Annotated in this window: 19 protein-coding genes and 1 pseudogene; 9 read left to right on the top strand and 11 right to left on the bottom strand. The window is 64.4% G+C overall.

The genetic code is table 11. The annotated features are described in order from the left end of the window. The 5 genes from paaE to ABIB06_RS32530 are packed head-to-tail and all read left to right on the top strand — an operon-like array spanning position 1 to position 5,075. On the top strand, positions 1-1,083 hold the full coding sequence (gene paaE, locus ABIB06_RS32550; RefSeq protein WP_354051813.1) for a 1,2-phenylacetyl-CoA epoxidase subunit PaaE: 1,083 nt from the start codon (positions 1-3) through the stop codon (positions 1,081-1,083). Positions 1,084-1,138: 55 nt separating this feature from the next. Next, entirely contained in the window at positions 1,139-1,588 is a 450-nt protein-coding gene (gene paaI, locus ABIB06_RS32545) for a hydroxyphenylacetyl-CoA thioesterase PaaI (protein ID WP_354051811.1), read from the top strand. A 36-nt stretch (positions 1,589-1,624) separates the two neighbouring features. Next, a complete protein-coding gene (gene paaK / locus ABIB06_RS32540) occupies positions 1,625-2,956 on the top strand; it encodes a phenylacetate--CoA ligase PaaK (protein WP_354051809.1) in 1,332 nt (443 codons plus the stop codon). 53 nt (positions 2,957-3,009) lie between these two features. Beyond that, entirely contained in the window at positions 3,010-4,014 is a 1,005-nt protein-coding gene (locus ABIB06_RS32535) for a quinone oxidoreductase family protein (protein ID WP_354051807.1), read from the top strand. Between the two features lie 2 nt (positions 4,015-4,016). Beyond that, on the top strand, positions 4,017-5,075 hold the full coding sequence (locus ABIB06_RS32530) for a YeeE/YedE family protein (protein WP_354051805.1): 1,059 nt from the start codon (positions 4,017-4,019) through the stop codon (positions 5,073-5,075). Here ABIB06_RS32530 and ABIB06_RS32525 read toward each other — a convergent pair. Next, complete coding sequence (locus ABIB06_RS32525; RefSeq protein WP_354051803.1) at positions 5,054-5,968, bottom strand: DMT family transporter; 915 nt, start codon at positions 5,966-5,968, stop codon at positions 5,054-5,056. The genes ABIB06_RS32530 and ABIB06_RS32525 overlap by 22 nt on opposite strands. Before the next feature lie 99 nt (positions 5,969-6,067). Here ABIB06_RS32525 and pdxR point away from each other — a divergent pair, with 99 nt between their 5' ends. After that, positions 6,068-7,495 carry a MocR-like pyridoxine biosynthesis transcription factor PdxR gene (pdxR, locus tag ABIB06_RS32520; protein ID WP_354051894.1) on the top strand — a complete coding sequence of 476 codons (1,428 nt, stop codon included), beginning with the start codon at positions 6,068-6,070 and terminating at the stop codon, positions 7,493-7,495. A 4-nt stretch (positions 7,496-7,499) separates the two neighbouring features. On the opposite strand, the gene ABIB06_RS32515 is transcribed toward pdxR, so the two are convergent. From ABIB06_RS32515 to ABIB06_RS32495, 5 genes and pseudogenes are all read right to left on the bottom strand, one after another. Then, the gene (locus tag ABIB06_RS32515) at positions 7,500-8,723 is read right to left on the bottom strand and encodes a bifunctional alpha/beta hydrolase/OsmC family protein (RefSeq protein ID WP_354051801.1); all 1,224 of its coding nucleotides are present in this window, start codon (positions 8,721-8,723) and stop codon (positions 7,500-7,502) included. A gap of 25 nt (positions 8,724-8,748) precedes the next feature. Then, on the bottom strand, positions 8,749-9,411 hold the full coding sequence (locus ABIB06_RS32510) for a sulfite oxidase-like oxidoreductase (protein WP_354051800.1): 663 nt from the start codon (positions 9,409-9,411) through the stop codon (positions 8,749-8,751). A 3-nt stretch (positions 9,412-9,414) separates the two neighbouring features. Next, positions 9,415-10,737, bottom strand: a complete 1,323-nt coding sequence (locus ABIB06_RS32505; RefSeq protein WP_354051799.1) for an MFS transporter — start codon at positions 10,735-10,737, stop codon at positions 9,415-9,417. Between the two features lie 43 nt (positions 10,738-10,780). Next, positions 10,781-11,995: pseudogene (locus ABIB06_RS32500) on the bottom strand (cytochrome P450); the annotation flags it as partial. 59 nt (positions 11,996-12,054) lie between these two features. Continuing rightward, complete coding sequence (locus ABIB06_RS32495) at positions 12,055-12,264, bottom strand: ferredoxin (RefSeq protein ID WP_247349739.1); 210 nt, start codon at positions 12,262-12,264, stop codon at positions 12,055-12,057. A 153-nt stretch (positions 12,265-12,417) separates the two neighbouring features. Between ABIB06_RS32495 and ABIB06_RS32490 the strand changes: the two genes are divergently transcribed. After that, positions 12,418-13,065, top strand: coding sequence for a TetR/AcrR family transcriptional regulator (locus ABIB06_RS32490; RefSeq protein WP_354051797.1), 648 nt, complete (start codon positions 12,418-12,420; stop codon positions 13,063-13,065). Here ABIB06_RS32490 and ABIB06_RS32485 read toward each other — a convergent pair. The 4 genes from ABIB06_RS32485 to ABIB06_RS32470 all read right to left on the bottom strand — a co-directional run bounded on the left by ABIB06_RS32485 (position 13,062) and on the right by ABIB06_RS32470 (position 17,102). Next, positions 13,062-13,712: an aspartate/glutamate racemase family protein gene (locus tag ABIB06_RS32485; RefSeq protein WP_354051795.1), complete on the bottom strand. Its 651-nt coding sequence runs from the start codon at positions 13,710-13,712 to the stop codon at positions 13,062-13,064. The two genes, ABIB06_RS32490 and ABIB06_RS32485, sit on opposite strands and share 4 nt — an antisense overlap. A gap of 138 nt (positions 13,713-13,850) precedes the next feature. Beyond that, positions 13,851-14,864, bottom strand: coding sequence for an amino acid ABC transporter substrate-binding protein (locus ABIB06_RS32480; protein WP_247349742.1), 1,014 nt, complete (start codon positions 14,862-14,864; stop codon positions 13,851-13,853). 12 nt (positions 14,865-14,876) lie between these two features. Beyond that, positions 14,877-16,226: an aspartate aminotransferase family protein gene (locus ABIB06_RS32475; RefSeq protein ID WP_354051793.1), complete on the bottom strand. Its 1,350-nt coding sequence runs from the start codon at positions 16,224-16,226 to the stop codon at positions 14,877-14,879. 3 nt (positions 16,227-16,229) lie between these two features. Beyond that, positions 16,230-17,102 carry a MurR/RpiR family transcriptional regulator gene (locus tag ABIB06_RS32470; RefSeq protein WP_354051791.1) on the bottom strand — a complete coding sequence of 291 codons (873 nt, stop codon included), beginning with the start codon at positions 17,100-17,102 and terminating at the stop codon, positions 16,230-16,232. Positions 17,103-17,189: 87 nt separating this feature from the next. Here ABIB06_RS32470 and ABIB06_RS32465 point away from each other — a divergent pair, with 87 nt between their 5' ends. Both ABIB06_RS32465 and ABIB06_RS32460 read left to right on the top strand, forming a co-directional pair. After that, complete coding sequence (locus tag ABIB06_RS32465; protein ID WP_354051789.1) at positions 17,190-18,377, top strand: amino acid ABC transporter permease; 1,188 nt, start codon at positions 17,190-17,192, stop codon at positions 18,375-18,377. Between the two features lie 2 nt (positions 18,378-18,379). Then, positions 18,380-19,486, top strand: coding sequence for an amino acid ABC transporter permease (locus tag ABIB06_RS32460; protein ID WP_354051787.1), 1,107 nt, complete (start codon positions 18,380-18,382; stop codon positions 19,484-19,486). A 63-nt stretch (positions 19,487-19,549) separates the two neighbouring features. Here ABIB06_RS32460 and ABIB06_RS32455 read toward each other — a convergent pair whose 3' ends face one another. Next, positions 19,550-20,968, bottom strand: coding sequence for an amidase (locus tag ABIB06_RS32455; RefSeq protein ID WP_247349748.1), 1,419 nt, complete (start codon positions 20,966-20,968; stop codon positions 19,550-19,552). Between the last annotated feature and the right edge of the window lie 170 nt (positions 20,969-21,138).

Below are 21,138 nucleotides of genomic sequence, written 5' to 3'. Positions count from 1 at the left end.
ATGTCAGCAGCCGCACCGCGCTTCCATCGCCTGGCCGTCAACGACCTTCGCCGCGAGGCGTCCGACGCAGTATCGCTGACATTTGCCATCCCAACGGAGCTTGCGACCGACTACGCTTTCACACCCGGCCAATACCTCACGCTCCGCACCATGCTGGATGGCGAGGAGGTGCGCCGCTCCTATTCGATCTGCTCGGGTCCTGACGATGGGGAGATCCGCATCGCCGTGAAGAAGGTCGACGGCGGCGCATTCTCGAGCTGGGCGGCGGACGATTTGAAGTGCGGCGACGAGTTGGACGTGATGACGCCCACAGGACGCTTCGGCGTGGTCCCGCCGGCCGGCGCCGGCGGCATCCATGTCGGTTTTGCCGCCGGCTCCGGCATCACGCCGATCCTGTCGATCGTCAAGGGCACGCTTGCGCGTGAGCCGGACAGCCATTTCTTCCTGTTCTACGGCAATCGCGCGACCGACAACATCATGTTCCTCGAGGCGCTTGAAGAGCTCAAGGATCGCTTCATCGACCGCCTCTCGATCTTCCACGTTATCTCCGGCGAGGAACAGGACATTCCGGTCCTGCATGGCCGGCTCGACGGTAATAAGGTGAGACTGCTGCTGCGCTCGCTGGTTCCTGCCGCGAGCATCGATCACATCTTCATCTGCGGACCTCTTGGCATGAGCGAAGAGATCGAGGCGACCTGCCGCGGCCTTGGCATCGCGGAAGAGCGTATCCACGTCGAGCGCTTCGTCTCCGAGTTCGGCGGCAAGCCGCGGCCGAAGAAGATCGTTGCGCCCGACGCGCCGCCGAAGGCGATGGCTTCGCTGATCATCGACGGCAAGCGTCGCGACGTGCCGGTTGCCGAGGACGAGGCGATCCTGGATGCCGCACTGCGCGCCGGCATCGATCTGCCCTTCGCCTGTAGGGGCGGCATGTGCTCGACCTGCCGTGCAAAATTGGTCGAGGGCCAGGCGCCGATGGACGTCAACTATTCGCTAGAACCCTGGGAGCTAAAGGCCGGCTTCGTCCTGACCTGCCAGGCCAAGCCATCGTCAGAGCGGGTGGTGGTCGACTACGACCACGTTTGACAGTTATGGCCAAGCAGCAGAGCATTGCGGGTAAGCAATTGGCCGGGAGATGCGCGTGAACGTCAAAGCCGCCCTGTCGCCTGAGGATGTTGCCCGCGCCTGCGCCGATGCGATGTGGGCGGAGGACGATGCCTCAAAGGGCCTCGGCATGGAAATCGTCGAGATCGGCCCGGGTTTTGCGACGCTGGCGATGAATGTGCGGCCGGACATGGTCAACGGTCAGCGCATCGCCCATGGCGGCTTCATCTTCACGCTCGCCGATTCCGCGTTCGCCTTTGCCTGCAATTCGCACAATGAACGCGTGGTGGCCGCGCAGGGCCAGATCACCTTCATCAAGCCCGGCAAGCTCGGCGACCGCCTCGTCGCAAAAGCGTGCGAAGTCAGCCGCGGCGGCCGCTCCGGCATTTACGACGTGCGCATCACCGCCGGCGATACCGTCATCGCGGAATTCCGCGGGCATTCGCGGGTCATTCCCGGTACGTGGCTGCCGGCGCAAGATCAATAACGAAAAAGAACAAACCAATGATATGGGGAAACGAGGATGGCTCTGACGAGGCTCAAGGAAGGTGGCAACACCTATCGCGCCGAAATGGACGCGCATGAGCGCGCGTCGCGTGACGAGATCATGGCGCTCCAGACGCAGCGGCTGGCCTGGTCGCTGAAGCACGCCTACGACAACGTCGCGCATTATCGCAAGGCCTTCGACACGGCCGGCGTGCACCCGTCGGAGTTTCGCGAGCTCTCGGATCTCGCGAAATTTCCATTCACGGTGAAGACGGACCTGCGCGACAACTATCCCTTCAACATGTTTGCCGTGCCCCGTGAAAAACTGGTGCGTGTGCATGCCTCCTCCGGCACGACAGGAAAGCCGATCGTCGTTGGCTATACGCAGGCCGACATCGACACCTGGTCGGAAGTAATGGCGCGCTCGATCCGCGCTGCCGGCGGCCGCACCGGCATGATCATCCACAATGCCTATGGCTACGGTCTCTTCACCGGCGGGCTAGGCGTGCACTATGGCGCGGAGAAGCTCGGCTGCACCGTGGTGCCGATCTCCGGTGGCATGACCGAGCGGCAGGTGCAGCTGATTAATGACTTCCGGCCCGACATCATCACGGTGACGCCGAGCTACATGCTGGCGATCCTCGACGAGTTCAAGCGTCAGAAGCTCGATCCGCGTCAATGCTCGCTCAAGGTCGGCATCTTTGGCGCCGAGCCCTGGACCAACGCGATGCGCGGCGAGATCGAGGACGCCTTCGACATGGACGCCACCGACATCTACGGTCTCTCCGAAGTGATCGGCCCCGGCGTTGCGCAGGAATGCATCGAGACCAAGGACGGCCTGCACATCTGGGAGGATCATTTCTATCCTGAAGTGATCGATCCGGAAACAGGTGCGGTGCTGCCCGACGGGGAGAAGGGCGAACTGGTCTTCACCTCGCTCACCAAGGAAGCATTTCCGGTGATCCGCTATCGAACCCGCGATCTGACGCGGCTGCTGCCGGGCACGGCTCGGCCGGGCATGCGGCGGATGGAGAAGGTCACGGGCCGTTCCGACGACATGATCATCCTGCGGGGCGTCAATCTGTTCCCGACCCAGATCGAGGAGGTTCTGCTCGCCACCGAGTGGTGCGGCGGGCATTTCATTCTGGAGCTGACCCGCGAAGGCCGCATGGACGAGTTGACCATCATTGCCGAGGCGCGGCCGGAGAGTTGGGACGGCCGGGGTCTTCTCGACCATGCGAGCCGGATCTCGACCCACATCAAGAACACGATCGGCATCAGCTCCAGGGTGAGCGTGGTTGCGCCGGCCACGCTGGAGCGCTCGCTCGGCAAGGCCAAGCGCCTCTACGACAAGAGGCCGAAGGATTGACTTGACCGCCCCCAAAGGCGACAAGGCCCGCGAGAAGTCCCGTGGGTCTTTCGATGTCCATAGCCGATGCCAAAGCCGTCGAAGCGCGCTGCGTGCGCCTCAATGCCAAGGCCGAGAACGCCGCCACGCTTGCCCCTGGCGTCGAACGTCATACGCTCACGCGCGGTCCGAATGATCTCCTGATTGAGGTCAAGGCCGCCGCCGTCAATCCGTCCGACGTCAAGGCCGCGACCGGGCTGATGCCTTATGCTGTGTTCCCGCGCACGCCCGGCCGCGACTACGCCGGCGTGGTGATCGACGGGCCGTCCGGTACGATCGGCCGCGAGGTGTTCGGCTCCTCCGGCGATCTCGGCATCCGCCGCGACGGCACCCACGCCAGCCATCTCGTCGTTGAATCTGACGCGGTGGTAGCCAAGCCGAAGACCTTGTCCTGGGAGGAGACGGCCGGCATCGGCGTGCCCTTCGTCACGGCCATGGAGGGCTTCCGCCGCGCCGGCATTCCAAAGCCCGCCGAAACGGTGCTGGTGTTCGGCGTCAACGGCAAGGTCGGTCAAGCGGCGGTGCAAATCGCGACCTGGCAGGGCGCGCGCGTCATCGGCGTGGTGCGCAAGGCGGAAGCTTATGAAGGCCATACCAACGCGGCGATCGAGGTGATCGACGCTTCCGCCACCGATGTCGCCACGCGCGTGCGCGAGTTGACCGATGGTAAAGGCGCCGACATCGTCTTCAACACGGTCGGCGATCCCTATTTCCAGGCGGCGCACAAGTCGCTCGCGCTTCGCGGCCGCCAGATCCTGATCGCAGCGATCGACCGCATCGTGCAGTTCAACATCCTCGAATTCTACCGCGGGCAGCACACCTATGTCGGCATCGACACGCTCGGCCTGCCGTCGGCCGCGACAGGCGCTGTGCTGCGTGACCTCGGCCCGGGCTTTGCGAGCGGGCACCTGAAGCCGTTCCCGATCAAGGCAAACGCCGTCTATCCGCTCGAACGCGCAAAGGAGGCCTATGTCGCCGTTGCCGGCTCGTCGCGTGATCGCGTGATCCTGAAGCCTTGATCATGGAGTCATCCACCCAACTTGTCATCTTCGCCGGCCTCGTCATTGGCCTCGTTTACGGCGCCGTTGGACTGCTCAGCGGCTTCTGCCTGATGAGCAGCATGCGCGGCTGGCTGGCGGAAGGGGACGGGCGGCTGGTGCGGACCTATGCGCTGGCGATCGCGGTTGCGACCGCCGCGAGCCAATTCTTCGCCGGCAACGGCATGGTCGATCTCGGCAAATCGATCTATCTGCAACAATCCTTTTCGGTGCCGGTGCTGTTGCTCGGCGGTCTGCTGTTCGGCTACGGCATGGTGCTGTCGAACGGTTGCGGCTCGCGGGCGCTGGTGCTGCTCGGCCGCGGCAATCTCCGCTCCTTCGTCGTGGTGGTCGTGCTGGCCATTGCCGCGCAGATGACGCTCAAGGGTCTGATCGCGCCGGCGCGCATCGCGCTGGTGCAGGCCTCGCAAACCACGGTCCACCTGAATTCGCTGCCGTCACTGTTGGCGACGTTCGGTCCGGCAGAAGCGGTTTCGCGCGCGATTGCTGCTGCTGTCATCGTCGTTGTGCTTATCCTGTTTGCTTTCGCACACCCACCTTTCCGGCGTTCGCACGGACAGATCGCAGCCGGTGCCATCGTCGGTCTCCTCGTCGCCGGCGGCTGGTTCGTCACCGGCTATCTCGGCGCGGATGACTTCAACCCGGTGCCGGTGACCTCGCTCACCTTCATCGCGCCGATCGCGGATGCGCTGCAATACGCCATGCTCTCGACCGGCCTGACGCTCAATTTCGGCATTGCGACAATTGCCGGCGTCCTCGCTGGCAGTCTCGTCACCGCGCTTGTCACAGGCCGATTCCATCTCGAAGGCTATTCCTCGCCACGCCACATGCTGCGATCGGCGGGCGGCGCCGCCCTAATGGGCATCGGCGGCGTGATGGCCTTCGGCTGTTCGATCGGGCAAGGGCTCACTGGCGTGTCGACGCTCGCGCTGGGCTCGTTCGTCGCCGTCGCCGGCATCCTGCTCGGCACCACGGCGGGCCTGCGCGGAGTCCTGCGCGTTCAGCCTCTCGCGGTGGCCTGACCGCGCAGCAGGCGATCGCCAAGCGTCGCGAGAGCGATGCCGGTGACGATCAGCGCGGCCGCGATCACAAGACTCATGTCGATCGGCTCACCCAGCAGGATCGCGGCGCTGGCGATGCCGACGAGCGGCGTTGCGGTGGTACCGAGCGAAGTCGTCAAAGCCGAGATGCTCTTGTTCACCATCGACATCGCCCAATAGGCCAGCACCGTTCCGATCAGCCCCGAATACAGGAACAGCAACACGAGCCTCCACGACCACTCCACATGCGGCAGGCCATCCGCGATTGTCGCGCTCACTGACAGCACAATTGTCGCCACGAGCACCTGCCAGATCAGGAGCTGGAGCGGGGACGCAATCCAGCGATGCGCGCGGATATAGATGATGTTCGCGGCCCAGGAGATCGCGGCCAGGATCACCATGCCGGCGCCGAGCACGACGTTGGCATTGGTCCAGTCGATCGAGGCCGGGTTCAGGATGACGACAAGGCCGATCAGCCCGAGCAGCGCGCCGGCGAGCTTTGGCGCCGTCAGAGTGTCCTTTCCGAGCAGGGGTGCAGCGAGCGCGACCCAGAGCGGCGTGGTGTAGCCGAGCACGACGCCCTTGCTTGCGGGCAGGAAGCGCAGACCCGACGCAACCAGAACCGAAAACAACGTCATGTGCAGCAGTGCAACGCTGAGCACGACCGGAATGTCACGCCGGTCCGGGATCACCAGGTTGTTGCTCAGCCCGAGGATCGCGGCGAGACCGATCAGAGCGATCCAGCTCCGGATCGCCGCGCTCCACAGCGGCGGGACGAACTGCACCAGTTGCTTGGTCACCGACCAGTTTATGCCCCAGGCCAGCACGACGATGAGGAACAGGCCAACGGCCGCGCGGGGTGACAGGGAGTTCATTGTGGAGGTCCTTGAAGCAGTCCGGTTCAGCGGATAGCATCAATTGGAGCCTGAAAAAGTACCAGATTGTAGAGGAATAAGGTGCCAGTTTCGGAAGGCATGATCTCCGCCCTGCTCGATCTGAAGCGGGCTGACGGGGAGGGGCTGGTGGCTCAACTGACGAGCCAGCTCCGAAGCTTGATCGCGACCGGCCGTCTCGGCAAAGGCCGCACGCTGCCGTCGAGCCGCCGGCTTGCGAACGATCTCGGCGTCTCCCGCAACACCGTCACCTATGCCTTCGAGCAGCTTGCCGCCGAGGGATATCTCGAGGCCTCGCATGGGCGCCGTCCGATGGTCACGGTCGACGGCGAGCGCATCGAGAAAACGGACGCCGTTGCATCTCGCGTGCGCGCCGGCAAGCCGCGGCTTTCACCTTGGGCTTCGAGCCTCACGCAGACCGACTGGCCGATGTCGTATCAGGCGCAACTAAGACCCTTGCGTCCCGGACACGGCGATTTCAGGGAGTTTCCGAACGAGGTCTGGGCGCGCTGCCTGCGCCGCAGCGCCGTGCGCGCGGCCAAGCGCGAGCTCGGGCCGGTCAACCGGACGCGCCTGCGCGAGGCGCTGGCGCATTATCTCGCGACCAGCAGGGGCGTTCGCGCCAAGGCGGATCAAATCCTGATTCTGCCGAGCGCGCAGGCTGCGCTCACCTTGATTGCGGCTGCCGTCATCACGCCCGGCGACGACGTCTGGGTGGAGGACCCCGGCTATCCCGGCGCCACGTCGGCCTTCCGCGCATCCGGCGCGCGCGTCATCGGGATGAGGTTGGACGAACAGGGCATGCAGCGGATTCCGGGACTGGCGGCGCCGAAATTGATCTTCATGACGCCGTCGCACCAGCACCCGACCGGCCGCCTGATGTCGCTCTCGCGCCGCACCGAATTTCTTGGCCTGAGCAGGCCCGGCAAGACCTGGATTGTGGAGGACGATTACGACGGCGAATTCCACTATGACAGCCGGCCGGTGCCGGCCTTGCAGGGGCTCGATGCCCATGGCCGCGTGTTCTATGTCGGCACGTTCTCGAAGGCGATGACCTCGGATATCCGGCTCGGCTATCTCGTCGTTCCCCCGGCATTGGTCAACACCCTGGAAATCGCACAGCGGCACATCGGGCTGATCGCCGCGAGCCACATCCAGGAAGCGCTGGCCGAATTCGTTGCCGACGGGCATTTCCTGGCGCATCTGCGCCGGATGCGCCGGCTCTATCACGTCCGCCGCGATCACCTCGTCGAGGGACTGGAGCGTCATCTCGGCGAGGTTCTCTCGGTCGAAGTGCCCCCGGGCGGCATCCAGCTCGTCGCGCGCCTCAAGCGCGGTCGGGCCGATCAGGCGGCGGTAAAGCGGCTCGTCGCGGCAGGGGTTGAAACGCGGGCTTTGTCCAGCCTTGCGCTCGGCCGTCCCTGCGATCACGGCCTGCTGCTGGGCTTCGCGGCCTGGCGCGAAAGCGAGATCACCGCGGCGTTGCGGACGATGGCGTCGTGCTTCTAGCGCGCTAGTCCACAGCCTTCGTCACGATGCGGATTTCCGAGGTCAGGGTCCGGTGCACCGGGCACTTGTCGGCGATTTCCATCAACTTCTTGCGCTGCTCGGGATCGAGTGTGCCGTCCATCGCGATGTCGCGCTCGATCTGGTCGAGCATGCCATCGCGTGTCTCGCACTCCGCACAGTCTTTTGCGTAGATCTTGGAATGTTTCAACGTGACGGTGACACGATCGAGCGGCAGCGACTTGCGGTCGGCATAAAGGCGCATGGTCATGGAGGTGCAGGCGCCGAGACCGGCAAGCAGGAAATCATAGGGACCAGGACCGGCATCCTCGCCGCCGGCGGCGACCGGCTCGTCCGCGATCAGGCGATGCGGACCGACGGAGATGGTCTGGTTGAATTTGCTCTTGCGGGTCTCCTGCACCACGACCTGGCGCGGTGCCTCAGGGAGGTCCATCGCCTTCGCGGGTTTGGCTGTGTCGATGTACCGGCTCGCCCAAGCCGCGATCAGGTCGGCCGCGTAGAGGGCGTCGGATGGCTTGGTCAGGAGATGATCGGCATGGTCGAGCGAGACGAAGCTCTTGGGATGCCTAGCCGAGACAAAGAGCCTCGTCGCATTGTCGATGCCGACGGTATCGTCGACCGGAGAATGCATGATCAGCAGGGCCTTGTGCAGGCCGGTGACGTCCTTCATCAGCTCGTGCTCGGCGATGTCGTCGAGGAATTCGCGCTTGATCCGGAACGGGCGTCCCGCCAGCGAGACTTCGACCTCACCCTGCGCACGGATGGTGTCGATATGCTCTTTGAACAGACCGGTGACGTGGGCGGGATCGGATGGTGCCGCGATGGTCGCAACCGCCTTGGCTTCCGGGATGTGTCCGGCTGCCGCGAGGATCGCGGCGCCGCCGAGGCTGTGACCGATCAGGATGGATGGTGCCTTGCGGACGCTACGCAGATGATCGGCCGCGCGCACGAGATCGGCGACGTTGGAGGAGAACGTCGAATTGGCGAAATCCCCCTCACTGGAGCCGAGCCCGGTGAAGTCGAAGCGCAGCACGGCGATGCCTTTGGCGGCGAGCGCGACCGAGATACGCTTGGCGGCTAGCGTGTCCTTGCCGCAGGTGAAGCAATGCGCGAACAGTGCGAAGGCCGCGGGCTCGCCGTCGGGTAGCTCCAGCGCGGCCGAAAGTTGATGGCCGCCTTCGCCGGTGAATTGAAAGCGCTCTGTCGGCATGGGCTTTCCTCGTTCTTGCTTGAACCTAATCGCCTGAATAGCGCTGTTCGGCCCAGGGATCGCCGCGGTTATGATAGCCGCGGACTTCCCAAAAGCCCGGCGCATCCTCGGTCAGGAATTCGATGGCCTGGAGCCATTTGGCGCTCTTCCAGAAATACAGATGCGGCACGACCAGCCGCACCGGGCCGCCATGCTCGTCCGACAATGGCTGGCCGGACCAGCTATGAGCGAGGAGCGCATCCTCGGCGGCGAAGTCGTCCAGCGCAAGATTGGTGGTGTAGCCGTCAGAAGAATGCAGCACCACGAAGCGCGCGTCGTCGCGCGGCTGGCAGGCAGCGAGCAGCTCGCGGGTCGCGAGCCCTTCCCATTCATTGTCGTAGCGCGACCATGTCGTCACGCAGTGGATGTCGGAAGTGAACTGCGCCTGCTTCTGGGCGACGAAATCGGCGAAGGTCCAGAACACCGGGTTCTCGATTGCGCCGTAGACGTCGAGCCGCCAACGCTCGCGCGAAACCGGCGGCACGACCCCGAGATCGAGCACCGGCCAGTCCTTTGTCAGATGCTGGCCGGGCGGCAGGCGCTGCTCTTCGGGGCGCGTGATCTTGCCGGTCAAAAAGCGGCCTTCGCGCGCCCATTTTTCCTTGGTGCGCGTCAGCTTGCTGTCGGGCGGCTCGTTGTCCTCGGCCATGAGCTACTCGTGGCGATGCATCGCGGAGGCGTGCTTGGTGTCGCGCATGGTGGAATAGATGATCAGCGACAGGCAGATGACGCTGGCGAGATAGTAGTAGAACCACTCCTCATGCCCGATGCTCTTGAAATAGAGTGCGACCGCCGGCGCCGTGCCGCCGAAGATCGAGACCGTGATCGCATAGGGCAGGCCGACGCCGAGGGCGCGGACATTGGTCGGGAACAACTCGGCCTTTACCACCGCGTTGATCGAGGTGTAACCGGCGACGAACAGCCAGGCCGCGGAGATCAGGATGAACGCGATGAACGGCGACTTGGTCTCCTTCAGCGTCATCAGCAGCGGCACGGTCGCGAGCGTGCCGGCGACACCGAAGAAGATCAGCAACGGCTTGCGGCCGATCTTGTCGGAGATCGCGCCATAGATCGGCTGCAGGATGGTCGCGAAAATCAGCGTGCCGAAGATCACGAAGGTGGTCTGGTCCTCGGTCAGCCCGACCGAAAGCTTCACGAACGTCTGCATGTAGGTGGTGAAGGTGTAGAACGCCGCGGTGCCGCCTGCGGTCAGGCCGACCACCAGCAGCAGTTCGCGGGGATAGCGCAGCAGGTTGGTAAGTGAGCCGGTCGGCTTCACAACCTTCCTGGCTTCCTCGAACGCTTCGGTCTCATGCAGGCCGCGCCGCATCACGGCGGCGAAGATCGCCAGCATGGCGCCGATCGCGAACGGGATGCGCCAGCCCCAGGTCCTCAGCTCCTCCGGCGTGAGGAAGATTTTTTGCAGGAGCAGCAGCACGATGATCGCCGTGAGCTGGCCGCCGATCAGTGTGACGTACTGAAAGCTCGAATAGAACCCGCGATGTTTGGGATCAGCGACCTCGCTGAGATAGGTCGCGCTGGCACCGTACTCGCCGCCGAGGCTCAGGCCCTCGATGATGCGGGCCAGCGCCAGGATCACCGGTGCGGCAAAGCCGATCGAGGCATAGGTCGGCGTCAACGCGATGATCAGCGAGCCGAAGCACATGAAGACGACCGACAGCGTCAGCGAGATGCGTCGCCCGTAATGATCGGCGATATAGCCGAACAACCAGCCGCCCAGCGGGCGCATCAGGAACGTCGCCGCGAATACCACGGCGACATTCAATTGCTGCACGACGGGATCGCTGCCGGGAAAGAAGGCGGGAGCGAAATAGAGCGCGAACGCGGTATAGGCGTAGAAGTCGTACCACTCGACGAGATTGCCGATCGAACCGATGAAGATCGCCTTGATCCGGCGCTTGGCGTCGGAGATGTCAATGTGGTCGGAGGCCGGTTTGATTGCTTGCTCGGTCACGTCCGGCCTCTCCGTATCGCTGTTTGGAAAGGTCTACATCGCCTTTTCCAAGCAAAAATGGCAACTGGCGGGGGCCTCTGACGGTTCCCTGTGACCAGGTCACCGTGCCTGCCGGATCGAGGGCGAAGTCCGGAATTCGCTTCAGCCATTCCTCCAGCGCAACCTGCATCTCCATGCGCGCAAGGTTCGAGCCGACGCAGCGGTGGATGCCGAGGCCGAAGGCGGCATGGCGGTTCTCGCGGCGGTCAATCACGACCTTGTCAGCATCCGGAAAAATCTTTGGGTCGCGGTTCGCGGCCGGGAAGGACAGCAGCACCATGTTGCCTGGCTTGACCGGGCAGCCCGAGATCGTGGTCTCCTTGACCACTTCGCGCGCCATCGTCACCGGCGAATAGGCGCGCAGCAGCTCCTCCACCGCGTTCGGGATCAGCCCGGGCTCGGCAATCAGTCGCTCGCGATCGGCGGGCGTCCGGGCGAGGTGCCAGAGCGAGGAGCCGATCGCGCTCCAGGTGGTGTCGATGCCGGCGATCAGGAGCAGTCGCAGCGAGCCCAGCACGTGCGAATCCTCGAGCGGATTGCCTTCCTTGTCCCTGGCGTTCATCAGGTAGGAGATCAGATCGTCGGTCGGCTTGTTCTTGCGGGCCTCGATGTGGGCGCCGAAGTAAGCGCTCATCTCGTGCACGGCCTCAAGCAGCATGGTCTCGTCCTTGATGCCGAGCTCCAGGATCATGTGGATCCATTTGATGAAGAGATCGCTGTCGGACTCAGGAATGCCGAGCATGTGCGCGATTGCCCGCACCGGAATGTGCTTGGTGTAGCGCTCCGCCGCGTCTAGCCGACGTTCGGCGATGAATCCGTCGATCAACTCGTTGCAGATCGCGCGCATCCGCGGCTCCAGCTTCTTCATCGCGTCCGGCGTGAACGGCGGCAGAAGCAATTGCTTGGCGGGCTTGTGCACCGGCGGATCGGAGGTGATCGGCGGGGCGGAGTTCCTGCTGGTGATTTCCGGCCGCACGTCGCGGACGATGATCCGGCGCGAGGAGAAATGCTCGCTGTCGTTGGCGATCTCGCGTACGGCCTCATAGGTCGTCGGCATGTAACAGCCGAGAAAACGTTCGGTGTGCACGACCGGGCCTGCGGCGCGCAGCTCGTCCCAGATCGGGAAGGGATCTTCCGTCCATTGCGGATCGGTGTGGTCGAAATCATGGACCCAATCGGTCACGGGCGGATGGGCGGCGGGTTGGCTGACGTCGGACATATCAGTGAATCCCTAGGGGCTCGTGTTCAAGAAAGGCACGCGGGGCGGCAGGCGGTGCGCTACTCCTCGATCACGTCGATTGCGATTTCCGGACAATTGGATTTGGCAAGCCAGGCCTTGTCTTCGAGGCCGGGGGGGACCGTGCCGTCGCCGGCCTCGTGGGCGTTGCCGTATTCGTCGAGCTCGAACAGCTCCGGCGCCAGCGCCTTGCAGCGCGCGTGCCCCTGGCATTTGTCGGGATCGACGTGAATCCTCAGTCGCTCTGTCATGGCGGCTTTCCTCGGTCGTGCGCGCGTGAACCCGAAGGGTGCGCGTTCCTCTTGTCAATTTTGTCGCGGCATTGCCGCTTCTTCTAAGTTATAGCCTATTACATTCGTGGCAGGCTTCCCCTGTCAAGCACAAACTTATAGGCTCTGCGCAACATGCGTTCACAACTTGCCCGAAAACCCGAGAACACCTACCACCATGGCGATCTCCGGGACGCCCTGATCAAGGCTGCGCTGCGCGAGGCGGAGCAGGGCGGAACGGAGGCGATCAGCATCAAGGCGCTTGCAAAACAGCTCGGCGTCTCCCAGCCGGCGCCCTACCGGCATTTTGCCGATCGCGAGGCGCTGCTTGAGGCGGTGACGGCGCAGGCGTTCCGGCAGCTCAGCGCGATTTTGCGGGTCGCGATGGCAAAGCCGTCGAAGCAATCGAAATTATCGCGGCTGGCGCAGGCGACGCTCGATTTCGGTCTGCACCGCAGTGGCATCTACCGGTTGATGTTCGCTTCGCGCACTGTGTCCTGCGCGCCCAAGGGCAGCGAGTTGCGCGAGGCCACGCACGAGACATTTGCGCTCGTGGTGGAAGCTCTTGAAGCGCCCGCGGTCGGCTATTTGCGAGAGCGGCACGCGCTCAAGATCTGGGCGGCGCTGCACGGCGTGGTGATGCTGGCAGAGCAGGGCCTGTTCACCGGTGAGGCGGCGCATGCCACGCGCGAGGAGCTGGTGGAGGATTTTGTCAGCGAAACGAAGGCAGCGCTTGCGGCGGCGATCAAGGCCGCGCGGCGCCGGAAAAAGGCTGGCACTTAAGCCTTCACCACCAACAGCTTCATCAGCTTCTCGACGGCGCTGTCAGGCGTGGTCACGACAGGGCGGCCGGTAGCCTCCGCCACGAGAGGCGCCGTCGCCGCGATACTGAACTGCGCGAGCGCGACGACGTCGCAATCGCGTAAGTCACGTGAGGCTTCCACGATCAGCCGGTCATGTGTCGCGCGGTCGCCGCGGTCGAGCGCGTCCAGCGCGCCTTCGGCAAGTTTCGGCACGATCTTGACGGAGGCCGGAAATTCCGGCGGCATCGAGGCCAGCGTGGGCGGGAAGGTCGAGAGCAGGCCGATCCGCTGGCCCATCGTCACCGCCCGTTCGATCATGGCTTCGTTCGGCTTGAGCACCGGCATCGGCGCATGCGCGCGCGCAACCGCCTCGATGCAGGGACCGAAGGCCGAGCAGGTGAACAGGATCGCATCCGCGCTGGTCGCCGCGGCGTAGTCGCCGAGCGCAAGGAAGCGCTCGGTCATGGCATTGTTGAGCTTGCCGTCACGCGCGAGATCAGCCGACAGGCTGTCGTCGAGCAGGTTCATCAGCCTCGCCTCTGGCCACGCCTTCGCGAATGCCGCCTCGATCGGGGCGATAGAATGCTTGAGGGCGTGGATCAGGGCGATGCGAGGAGACGTCGTCATTGAACGTTACCCGATGGAAGGTTTCGTGCCCCGGACGCAGCGCATGGCGCTGCAGAGCCGGGGCCCATTGTCGCGGCGAGGTCCCGGCTCAGCGCAGCAGCGTTGCACGCTGCGGCGCGTCCGGGACACGCGAGGCCTTTACTTGAACGGCACCGCGTACATCAAGCCGCCCTTGCTCCAGAGGCCGTTGAGGCCGCGCTCGAGCTTGAGCGGGCTCGCCTTGCCGACATTGCGCTCGTAGATCTCGCCGTAATTGCCGGTGGCCTTGATTGCCGTGACCAGCCATTTATTGTCGAGCCCGAGCCGCGAGCCGAGATCGCCGGAGGCGCCCAGAAGGCGCTGGATCGCCGGTGTCTGCGACTTCGCCATCTCGTCGACATTGGCTTGCGTGACGCCAAGCTCTTCGGCCTCGATCAGCCCGTAATGCAGCCAGGTGATGATGTCGCTCCAGACCTCATCGCCGTTGCGGGTGAAGGGGCCGAGCGGCTCCTTGCTGATGGTCTGCGGTAGCACGACGTAGTCGGCCGGATTCGGCGCCGCGGTCGTCACGGCACCTGCGAGCGCGGAAGCGTCCTGGGTCATGGCATCGCAACGGCCGCCGAAGAAGGTCTGGTACATCGTGTCGACGCGGTCGAACACCAGCGGTTTCCAGTCGATGCCGTTGGCGCGGCCGTAATCGCCGAGCGTGACCTCATGCGTGGTGCCCTGGGCGACGCAGACGGTGGCGCCCTTGAGATCCTTGATCTCCTTCACGCCGAGGTCCTTCTTCACGACAAAGCCCTGGCCGTCGTAGAAGTTGATTGGGCCCTGCCGCAGGCCCAGCGTCACGCCGCGCAGATAGGTCTGCGTGGAATTGCGGTAGAGCACGTCGATCTCGCCGGACTGGAGCGCGGTGAAGCGGTTCTGCGCGGTCAGCGAGACGTAACGCACCTTGCTGGCGTCGCCGAGCACGCCGGCGGCGAGCGCGCGGCAATAATCGACGTCGAGACCCTTGTAATTGCCTTGCGAGTCCGGCGCGGAGAAGCCGGCAAAGCCGGCGCTGACACCGCATATCAGCGTGCCGCGACTCTTCACCGTGTCGAGCGTCGCGGCCGATGCGACCACCGTCGATGCCGCGAGCACGCTCGCTGCGATAACCACTTTCCTCATCATGTTACTCTCCCCTCAATGATTGACACTACGCAACACGTGGTCGACGGCGGTGCCGAGCTTGTCGACGATCAGGTCGATCTCGTCAGCCGAAGTTATATAGGGCGGTGCCAGCAGCACGTGGTCGCCGCGGACCCCGTCCACGGTGCCGCCGCCGGGATAGCAGCCGAGCATGTTGGCAAAGGCCTCCGCCTTGATCTTCTGGTTCAGCTTCAATGCCGGATCGAACGAGCTGCGGCCGGCGCGATCGGCGACGAGCTCGATCGCCCAGAACAGCCCGCGACCCCTGATGTCGCCGACATGGCGGTGGTTGCCGAAGCGCTCGGTCAGCCGCTGCTCGAGCTGCTTGCCGCGCTCCTTGACGCGTTCGAGCAGGCCGTCCTCGCGGATCACGTTTTGCACCTCGAGTGCGGCGGCGCAGGCGAGGGGATGCGCGAGATAAGTATGGCCGTGCTGAAACGCACCGGAGCCCGCACGGATCGTGTCGATGATCTTTCCGCTGGCAAGCATCGCGCCGATCGGCTGGTAGCCGCCGCCGAGGCCCTTCGCGATCGCCTGGATGTCGGGCGCGACGCCTTCCTGTTCCCATGCATGCGTGGTGCCGGTGCGGCCCATGCCGGACATGACCTCATCAAGGATGAGCAGCGCGCCATGTCGATTGCAGATCTCGCGGACCGCTTTGAAGTATCCGTCCGGCGCCGTCACCGCACCGGCGGTCGCGCCGACGACGGGCTCGGCGAGGAACGCCGCGACGGTCTCAGGGCCGAGCCGCTGAAACTCGGCTTCAAGTTCGGCGGCGAGGCGCGCCACAAACTGCGCATCTGATTCACCATCGTGTTTCTCGTGATAGGCGAAGGCCGGGGTCACATGGCTGAAAGCGTCGGAGAGCAGCGGCGCATAGGGCGCACGCCGCCACGCATTGCCGCCGGCGGCCAGCGCGCCCAGGGTGTTGCCGTGATAGCTCTGGCGCCGCGCGATGAAATGCTGCCGCTGCGGCTCGCCACGCTCGATGAAATATTGCCGCGCGAGCTTGATGCTGGCTTCGATCGCCTCCGATCCGCCACTGACGAAATAAGCATAGGCGAGCCCGCCGGGCTCGTGGCCGACCAGCAGTTCGGCCAGCGCCTCGGCCGGCTCGGAGGAGAAGAAAGCGGTGTGCGCATAGGCCAGCGTCGAGGCCTGCTTCGCTATCGCTGCGATCACGCGCGGATGCTGATGGCCCAGGCAGGACACCGCCGCACCGCCGGATGCGTCGATCACGCGGCGTCCGTCCTCGGCCAGGAGATAGACGCCTTCGCCGCCGATCGCCTTGGGCGGCGTTTCGCGCAACGAACGGTGCAGCACGCGGCTGGTGCGAGCGGCCATGGGTCAACCTTTCTCTGGAACGTAAGTGGAGGCCGCGGCCAGTCGCGCCTCGGTATTTTCCAGCCGCTTCTTTGCGGCCATGCCGCCGAGCGAAAATGTCACGGCAGCGAGCGATTGCGCGATCGCAATGGCACCGGTGAGGCTCGGGAAAAAGCCGGGAGAGGAGGCCGCCTCGAACAGCAGCACGTGGTCGGCGCCTTCGGCCATCGGCGCCGATGGGCTATCCGCGATCGCGATCAGGGTCGCGCCGGCACGATAGGCGGCCTGCGCGACCCGGACGCTCGCATGTGTGTAGGGCATGAAGCCGATGACGATGGCGGCTTCGCCGGGCCGGAACGCGCCGAGGTCGAGATCGTCGGGGCCCGACGCACCGACGAGTTGCACCTGTTCGGGACGAAACAGCCGGAGCTCGTAGTTCAGCAGCTCCGCGACGCTGCGGCAGCTCCGGTAGCCTGTGATCCAGATCCGCTTGGCGTCGTGAAGTGCGCGGGCCGCTTCCGCGATCGGCTGGGCCCGAATGCGCGGAAGGCCAGCGGCCTCGGCCTCGAGCTTGTCGGTGACGAGCGCGACATCGGCGTTCGGGCCGTGACGGCGGCTCTTGGCGCGGCCGGAGAAGGGCGCGATCTGCGAGGGCCGCCGCGCCTCGGTCAGCGCCGCGCGCAATTCGTCCCAGCCCGAATAGCCGATCGCTTTCGCAAGCCGCGTGAACGCGGCCGGATCGGCGCCGGCAACCGCTGCGAGATCGCGCATCGAACGCGTGGTGGCGTCGTAATCATTGGCGGCGACGAAACGCCCGACCTCCTGCAACCGCATCGGGAGCGACGGCAATGCAATGCGCAGTTCGCTCAACGGCGAGGATTTCGCGGGCTCGGCCATGAAACATTTGTTGCACGAAGTAGAGTTTGGTGCAACAGTTGACGTGCGCCGCCGGAAATCGCCCGTCTTGAGAAGGATTTTTGTGCTGTGACGTCAGACGCTCCGAGACCGCCGCCGCGCCGCCGCTTGTTCGGCGCTTTCGGGCGACGCGAGCTGAAAGGCCTGTTCTGGCAGGTCCTAGTGGTCGGGATCGCGGTCGCGGTCATCGTCTTCCTCTGGTCCAACACGGTCACCAATCTCTCCGCGCGCCGCATCACGACCGGATTTGCGTTCCTCGGCCGTGAGGCTGGCATGCCCATCGCCGACAGCCTGCTCGCCTACAATCCAAGAGACTCATATCTCTGGGCCTTCGTCGTCGGCATCGCCAACACCTTGCGTGTTGCCGTAATTGGCATCGTGCTCGCAACCATTTTGGGTACGCTGATCGGTATCTCGCGCTTGTCCGCGAACTGGTTGGTGTCGCGGCTTGCCGCTGTCTATGTGGAAACGCTCCGCGATATCCCGCTGCTGCTCCAGCTTTTGTTCTGGTATGTGCTGATGCAGGCACTGCCGGCCGCACGCGCGGCGTTTCGGCCGATCGATGGCGTGTTCCTCTCCAATCGGGGCTTGATCCTGCCGGCGATTCCAACCGGGAGGTCGCAGCTTTGGGTGCTCGGCACAGCAGTGCTCGGGCTTGTCGTGTTCTATGTCATCCAGCGACGGCTGATCTCACTGCAGATGCGCGATGGCAAGCCACGGCCGGCCTGGCCTTTCGCGCTTGGCCTCATTGTCGTGCTGCCGGCGCTCGTGTCCGCACTGCTCGGCGTATCCTGGATCATCGAATGGCCCGAGTTGCGCGGCTTCAACTTCGTCGGTGGACTGACGCTCGCGCCGGAATATTTTGCGCTCGTGATCGCGCTCGTCACCTATACCTCGGCTTTCATCGCCGAGATCGTGCGCAGCGGCATCCAGTCGGTGCCGCGCGGCCAGTGGGATGCCGCCAATGCGCTTGGCCTCCGCCGCAGCTTCATGCTGCGGCAGATCATCCTGCCGCAGGCGTTGCGGGTGATCGTGCCGCCGATGACCAGCCAGTACCTCAACCTGACCAAGAACTCTTCGCTCGCGGTGGCGATCGGTTATCAGGACGTGGTCTCGATCGCCAACACCACGCTGAACCAGACCGGCCAGGCGATCGAGGCGATTGCTTTGATCATGGCGGTGTTCCTCACCATCAGCCTCGGCATCAGCTTTTTCATGAACTGGTACAATTCGCGCATCGCGCTGGTGGAGCGCTGATCATGACGGCGATCGCCGACATTCCGGAAGCACCGCGCGCCGCCCGTCGCCCGCAAATCGGCAACCCGGTGCTGCGCTGGCTGCGCACCAATTTGTTCTCGTCGATTCCGAACGGCATCCTCTCGGTCGTGCTGCTGGCGGTGCTCGCCAAGGGTGTCTTCAGCTTAGTGCTGTGGGGAATCGCGAACGCAGTCTGGTTGACGCCGGCGAACGATTCCAGTGCCTGCCGCGCAGTGCGCGGCGTCGGTGCGTGCTGGGCGATCATACCCGAAAAGTACCGCTTCATCCTGTTTGGCACCTATCCGTTCGACCAGCAGTGGCGGCCGGCGCTGGCGGTGCTGCTCTTCATCGCCCTGTTCTATCTCTCCACCCGCCGCGCCTTATGGCGGCGCGAACTGGCCTATCTCTGGATTGGAGCGCTGGCGCTGATCAGCGTGCTGATGTGGGGCGGCGTGTTCGGTTTGTCGTTCGTCTCGCAGGACCGTTGGGGCGGCTTGCCGGTGACGCTGATCCTGGCGACGTTCGGTCTCGCGTTCGGCTTCCCGCTCGGCATCCTCGTTGCCCTCGGCCGTCGTTCGAAGCTGCCGGCAATCCGCTCGCTCAGCGTGCTCTATGTCGAGCTGATCCGCGGCGTGCCGCTGGTCAGTTTGTTGTTCATGGCGAGCGTGATGTTTCCGCTGTTCATGCCTGCCGGATTCAACATCGACAAGCTCTTGCGCGCGCAGATCGCGATCATCCTGTTCGCAGGTGCCTATCTTGCCGAAGTCGTCCGCGGCGGCCTTCAGGCCGTGCCGAGCGGACAGTATGAGGCCGCTGATGCGCTGGGGTTGTCCTATTGGCGCAAGAACCGGCTGATCGTCCTGCCGCAGGCGATCCGCCACGTCATCCCGCCGCTGGTCAACACCTTCATCGCCTTCTTCAAGGACACCAGCCTCGTCCTGATCATCGGTATCTTCGACCTGCTGACGACGGCGAAGACCGCGATCATCGATCCCGCGTGGCAGCAATTCTCCGTCGAAGTCTACATCTTCGTCGCCGCCATCTATTTCGTCTTCTGCTTCGCGATGTCGCGGTATAGCCGGAGTTTGGAGGCGACGCGCGCGGGCTAGATATCTCGTGCCCCGGACGAGGTGCAACGCGTCAGCGCTGCCGCTCGTCCGGGGCTCGAGAAGTTACTTCTTCACTTTTGGATCAATCGGCGTCGTGCCCCGCAGACCCAGAATATCCTCCAGCACCTTCGCGCCCGCGAGCACGTCAGCGTCGCTCCGGGGCGCGCCGACCACCTGCACACCAACCGGAAGTCCCGACGCCGTGAAGCCGCACGGCAGCGACAACGCCGGGCAGCAGGCGAGCGTGATGGCGTAGACGATGCCGAGCCATTCGACGTAATTGTCGAACCTCTTGCCCGCGCATTCGGCGACATAGCGGTTCTCGATCGGGAACGGCGGCACGATCGTCGTCGGTACCAGCAGCAGATCGTAGGTCTGGAAGAACTCGACTGCACGCGCGGTCATGCCGACGCGCTGCGCTTCGGCGCGCTCGAGCTGCTCGACGGTGAGCTTGAGACCTTCCTCGATGTTCCAGATCACCTCGGGCTTGAGCAGGTCGCGCTTGGTGCGGAGCAGCTGCGCCTTGCTGATCGCGAAGTCGAACGCGCGGAGCACGTGGAAGCACTCATGCGCCTCGCGCCAATCCGGATGCGCCTCCTCGACGATGGCACCGGCTTCGGCAAAGCGTTCCGCCGCCTTGCGCGTGAGCGCCTTGACTTCGGGGTCGACCGGGGTGATGCCGAGATCAGCGGAGTAGGCGATGCGCTTCGGCTTTTTGCCCGACCGCGCGGCCGTCAGGAACGAGGTCGCGGGCGCCGGCAGCGACAGCGGGTCGGCGGCATAATCGCCGCTCATGGCATCCAGGAGCAGCGCGAGGTCTTCGACATTGCGTGCCATCGGGCCCTGCACGCCGAGATTGCGGTCGATGCCCGCTTTCGGCGTGTGCGCGACGCGGCCGATGCTCGGTCGCATGCCGACGATCCCGCAGAAGCTCGCGGGGCTGCGCAAGCTGCCGCCCATGTCCGAGCCCTGTGCGAGCCAGGCCATGCCGGTCGCGAGCGCCACCGCCGCGCCGCCGGAGGAGCCGGCGGCGGATTTCGAAATGTCCCAGGGGTTGAGGGTCGCGCCGAATACCTCGTTGAAGGTGTTGGCGCCGGCGCCGAATTCCGGCGTGTTGGACTTGGCGTAGACGACCGCACCATTGGCTTCGAGGTTCTCGACCATGAGGTCGGACTTCGCTGGGATATTGTTTTTGTAGATCGGCGAGCCCTGGGTGTTCAGCACGCCTGCAACATCGGTCAGGTCCTTGATCGGCACCGGCAGGCCTGCGAGCAATCCGCGCGCGCCGGCCGGCTTCTGCATCAGCGCCTTGGCGCTATCCCGCGCGCGATCGAAGCACAGCGTCGGCAGCGCATTGACCTTGCCGTCGACTTCACCGATGCGCTTCTCCAGCGCATCCAGCAGCTCCAGCGGCGAGACCTCGCCGGACCGCAGCTTGTCGACGACGACGCAGGCGGTTTCGCGGATCAGATCCTGAGACAATTATTTTACTCCTGTGCTTATTGAACCGTCATTGCGAGCGCAGCGAAGCCATCCAGTCTGTCACTGCGGAAAGATTTCTGGATTGCTCACATGGGGATTTGGTGTGTCAAGGCGGATGTTCAGCTTTTTGTTTGATTGCTGCCAGCTTTTCGTCCCGACCGCTGGGTCTT

Source organism: Bradyrhizobium sp. LB8.2 (genome assembly GCF_040548035.1).
Lineage (GTDB): Bacteria > Pseudomonadota > Alphaproteobacteria > Rhizobiales > Xanthobacteraceae > Bradyrhizobium.
This window is presented reverse-complemented; position numbering and strand designations above follow the sequence as displayed.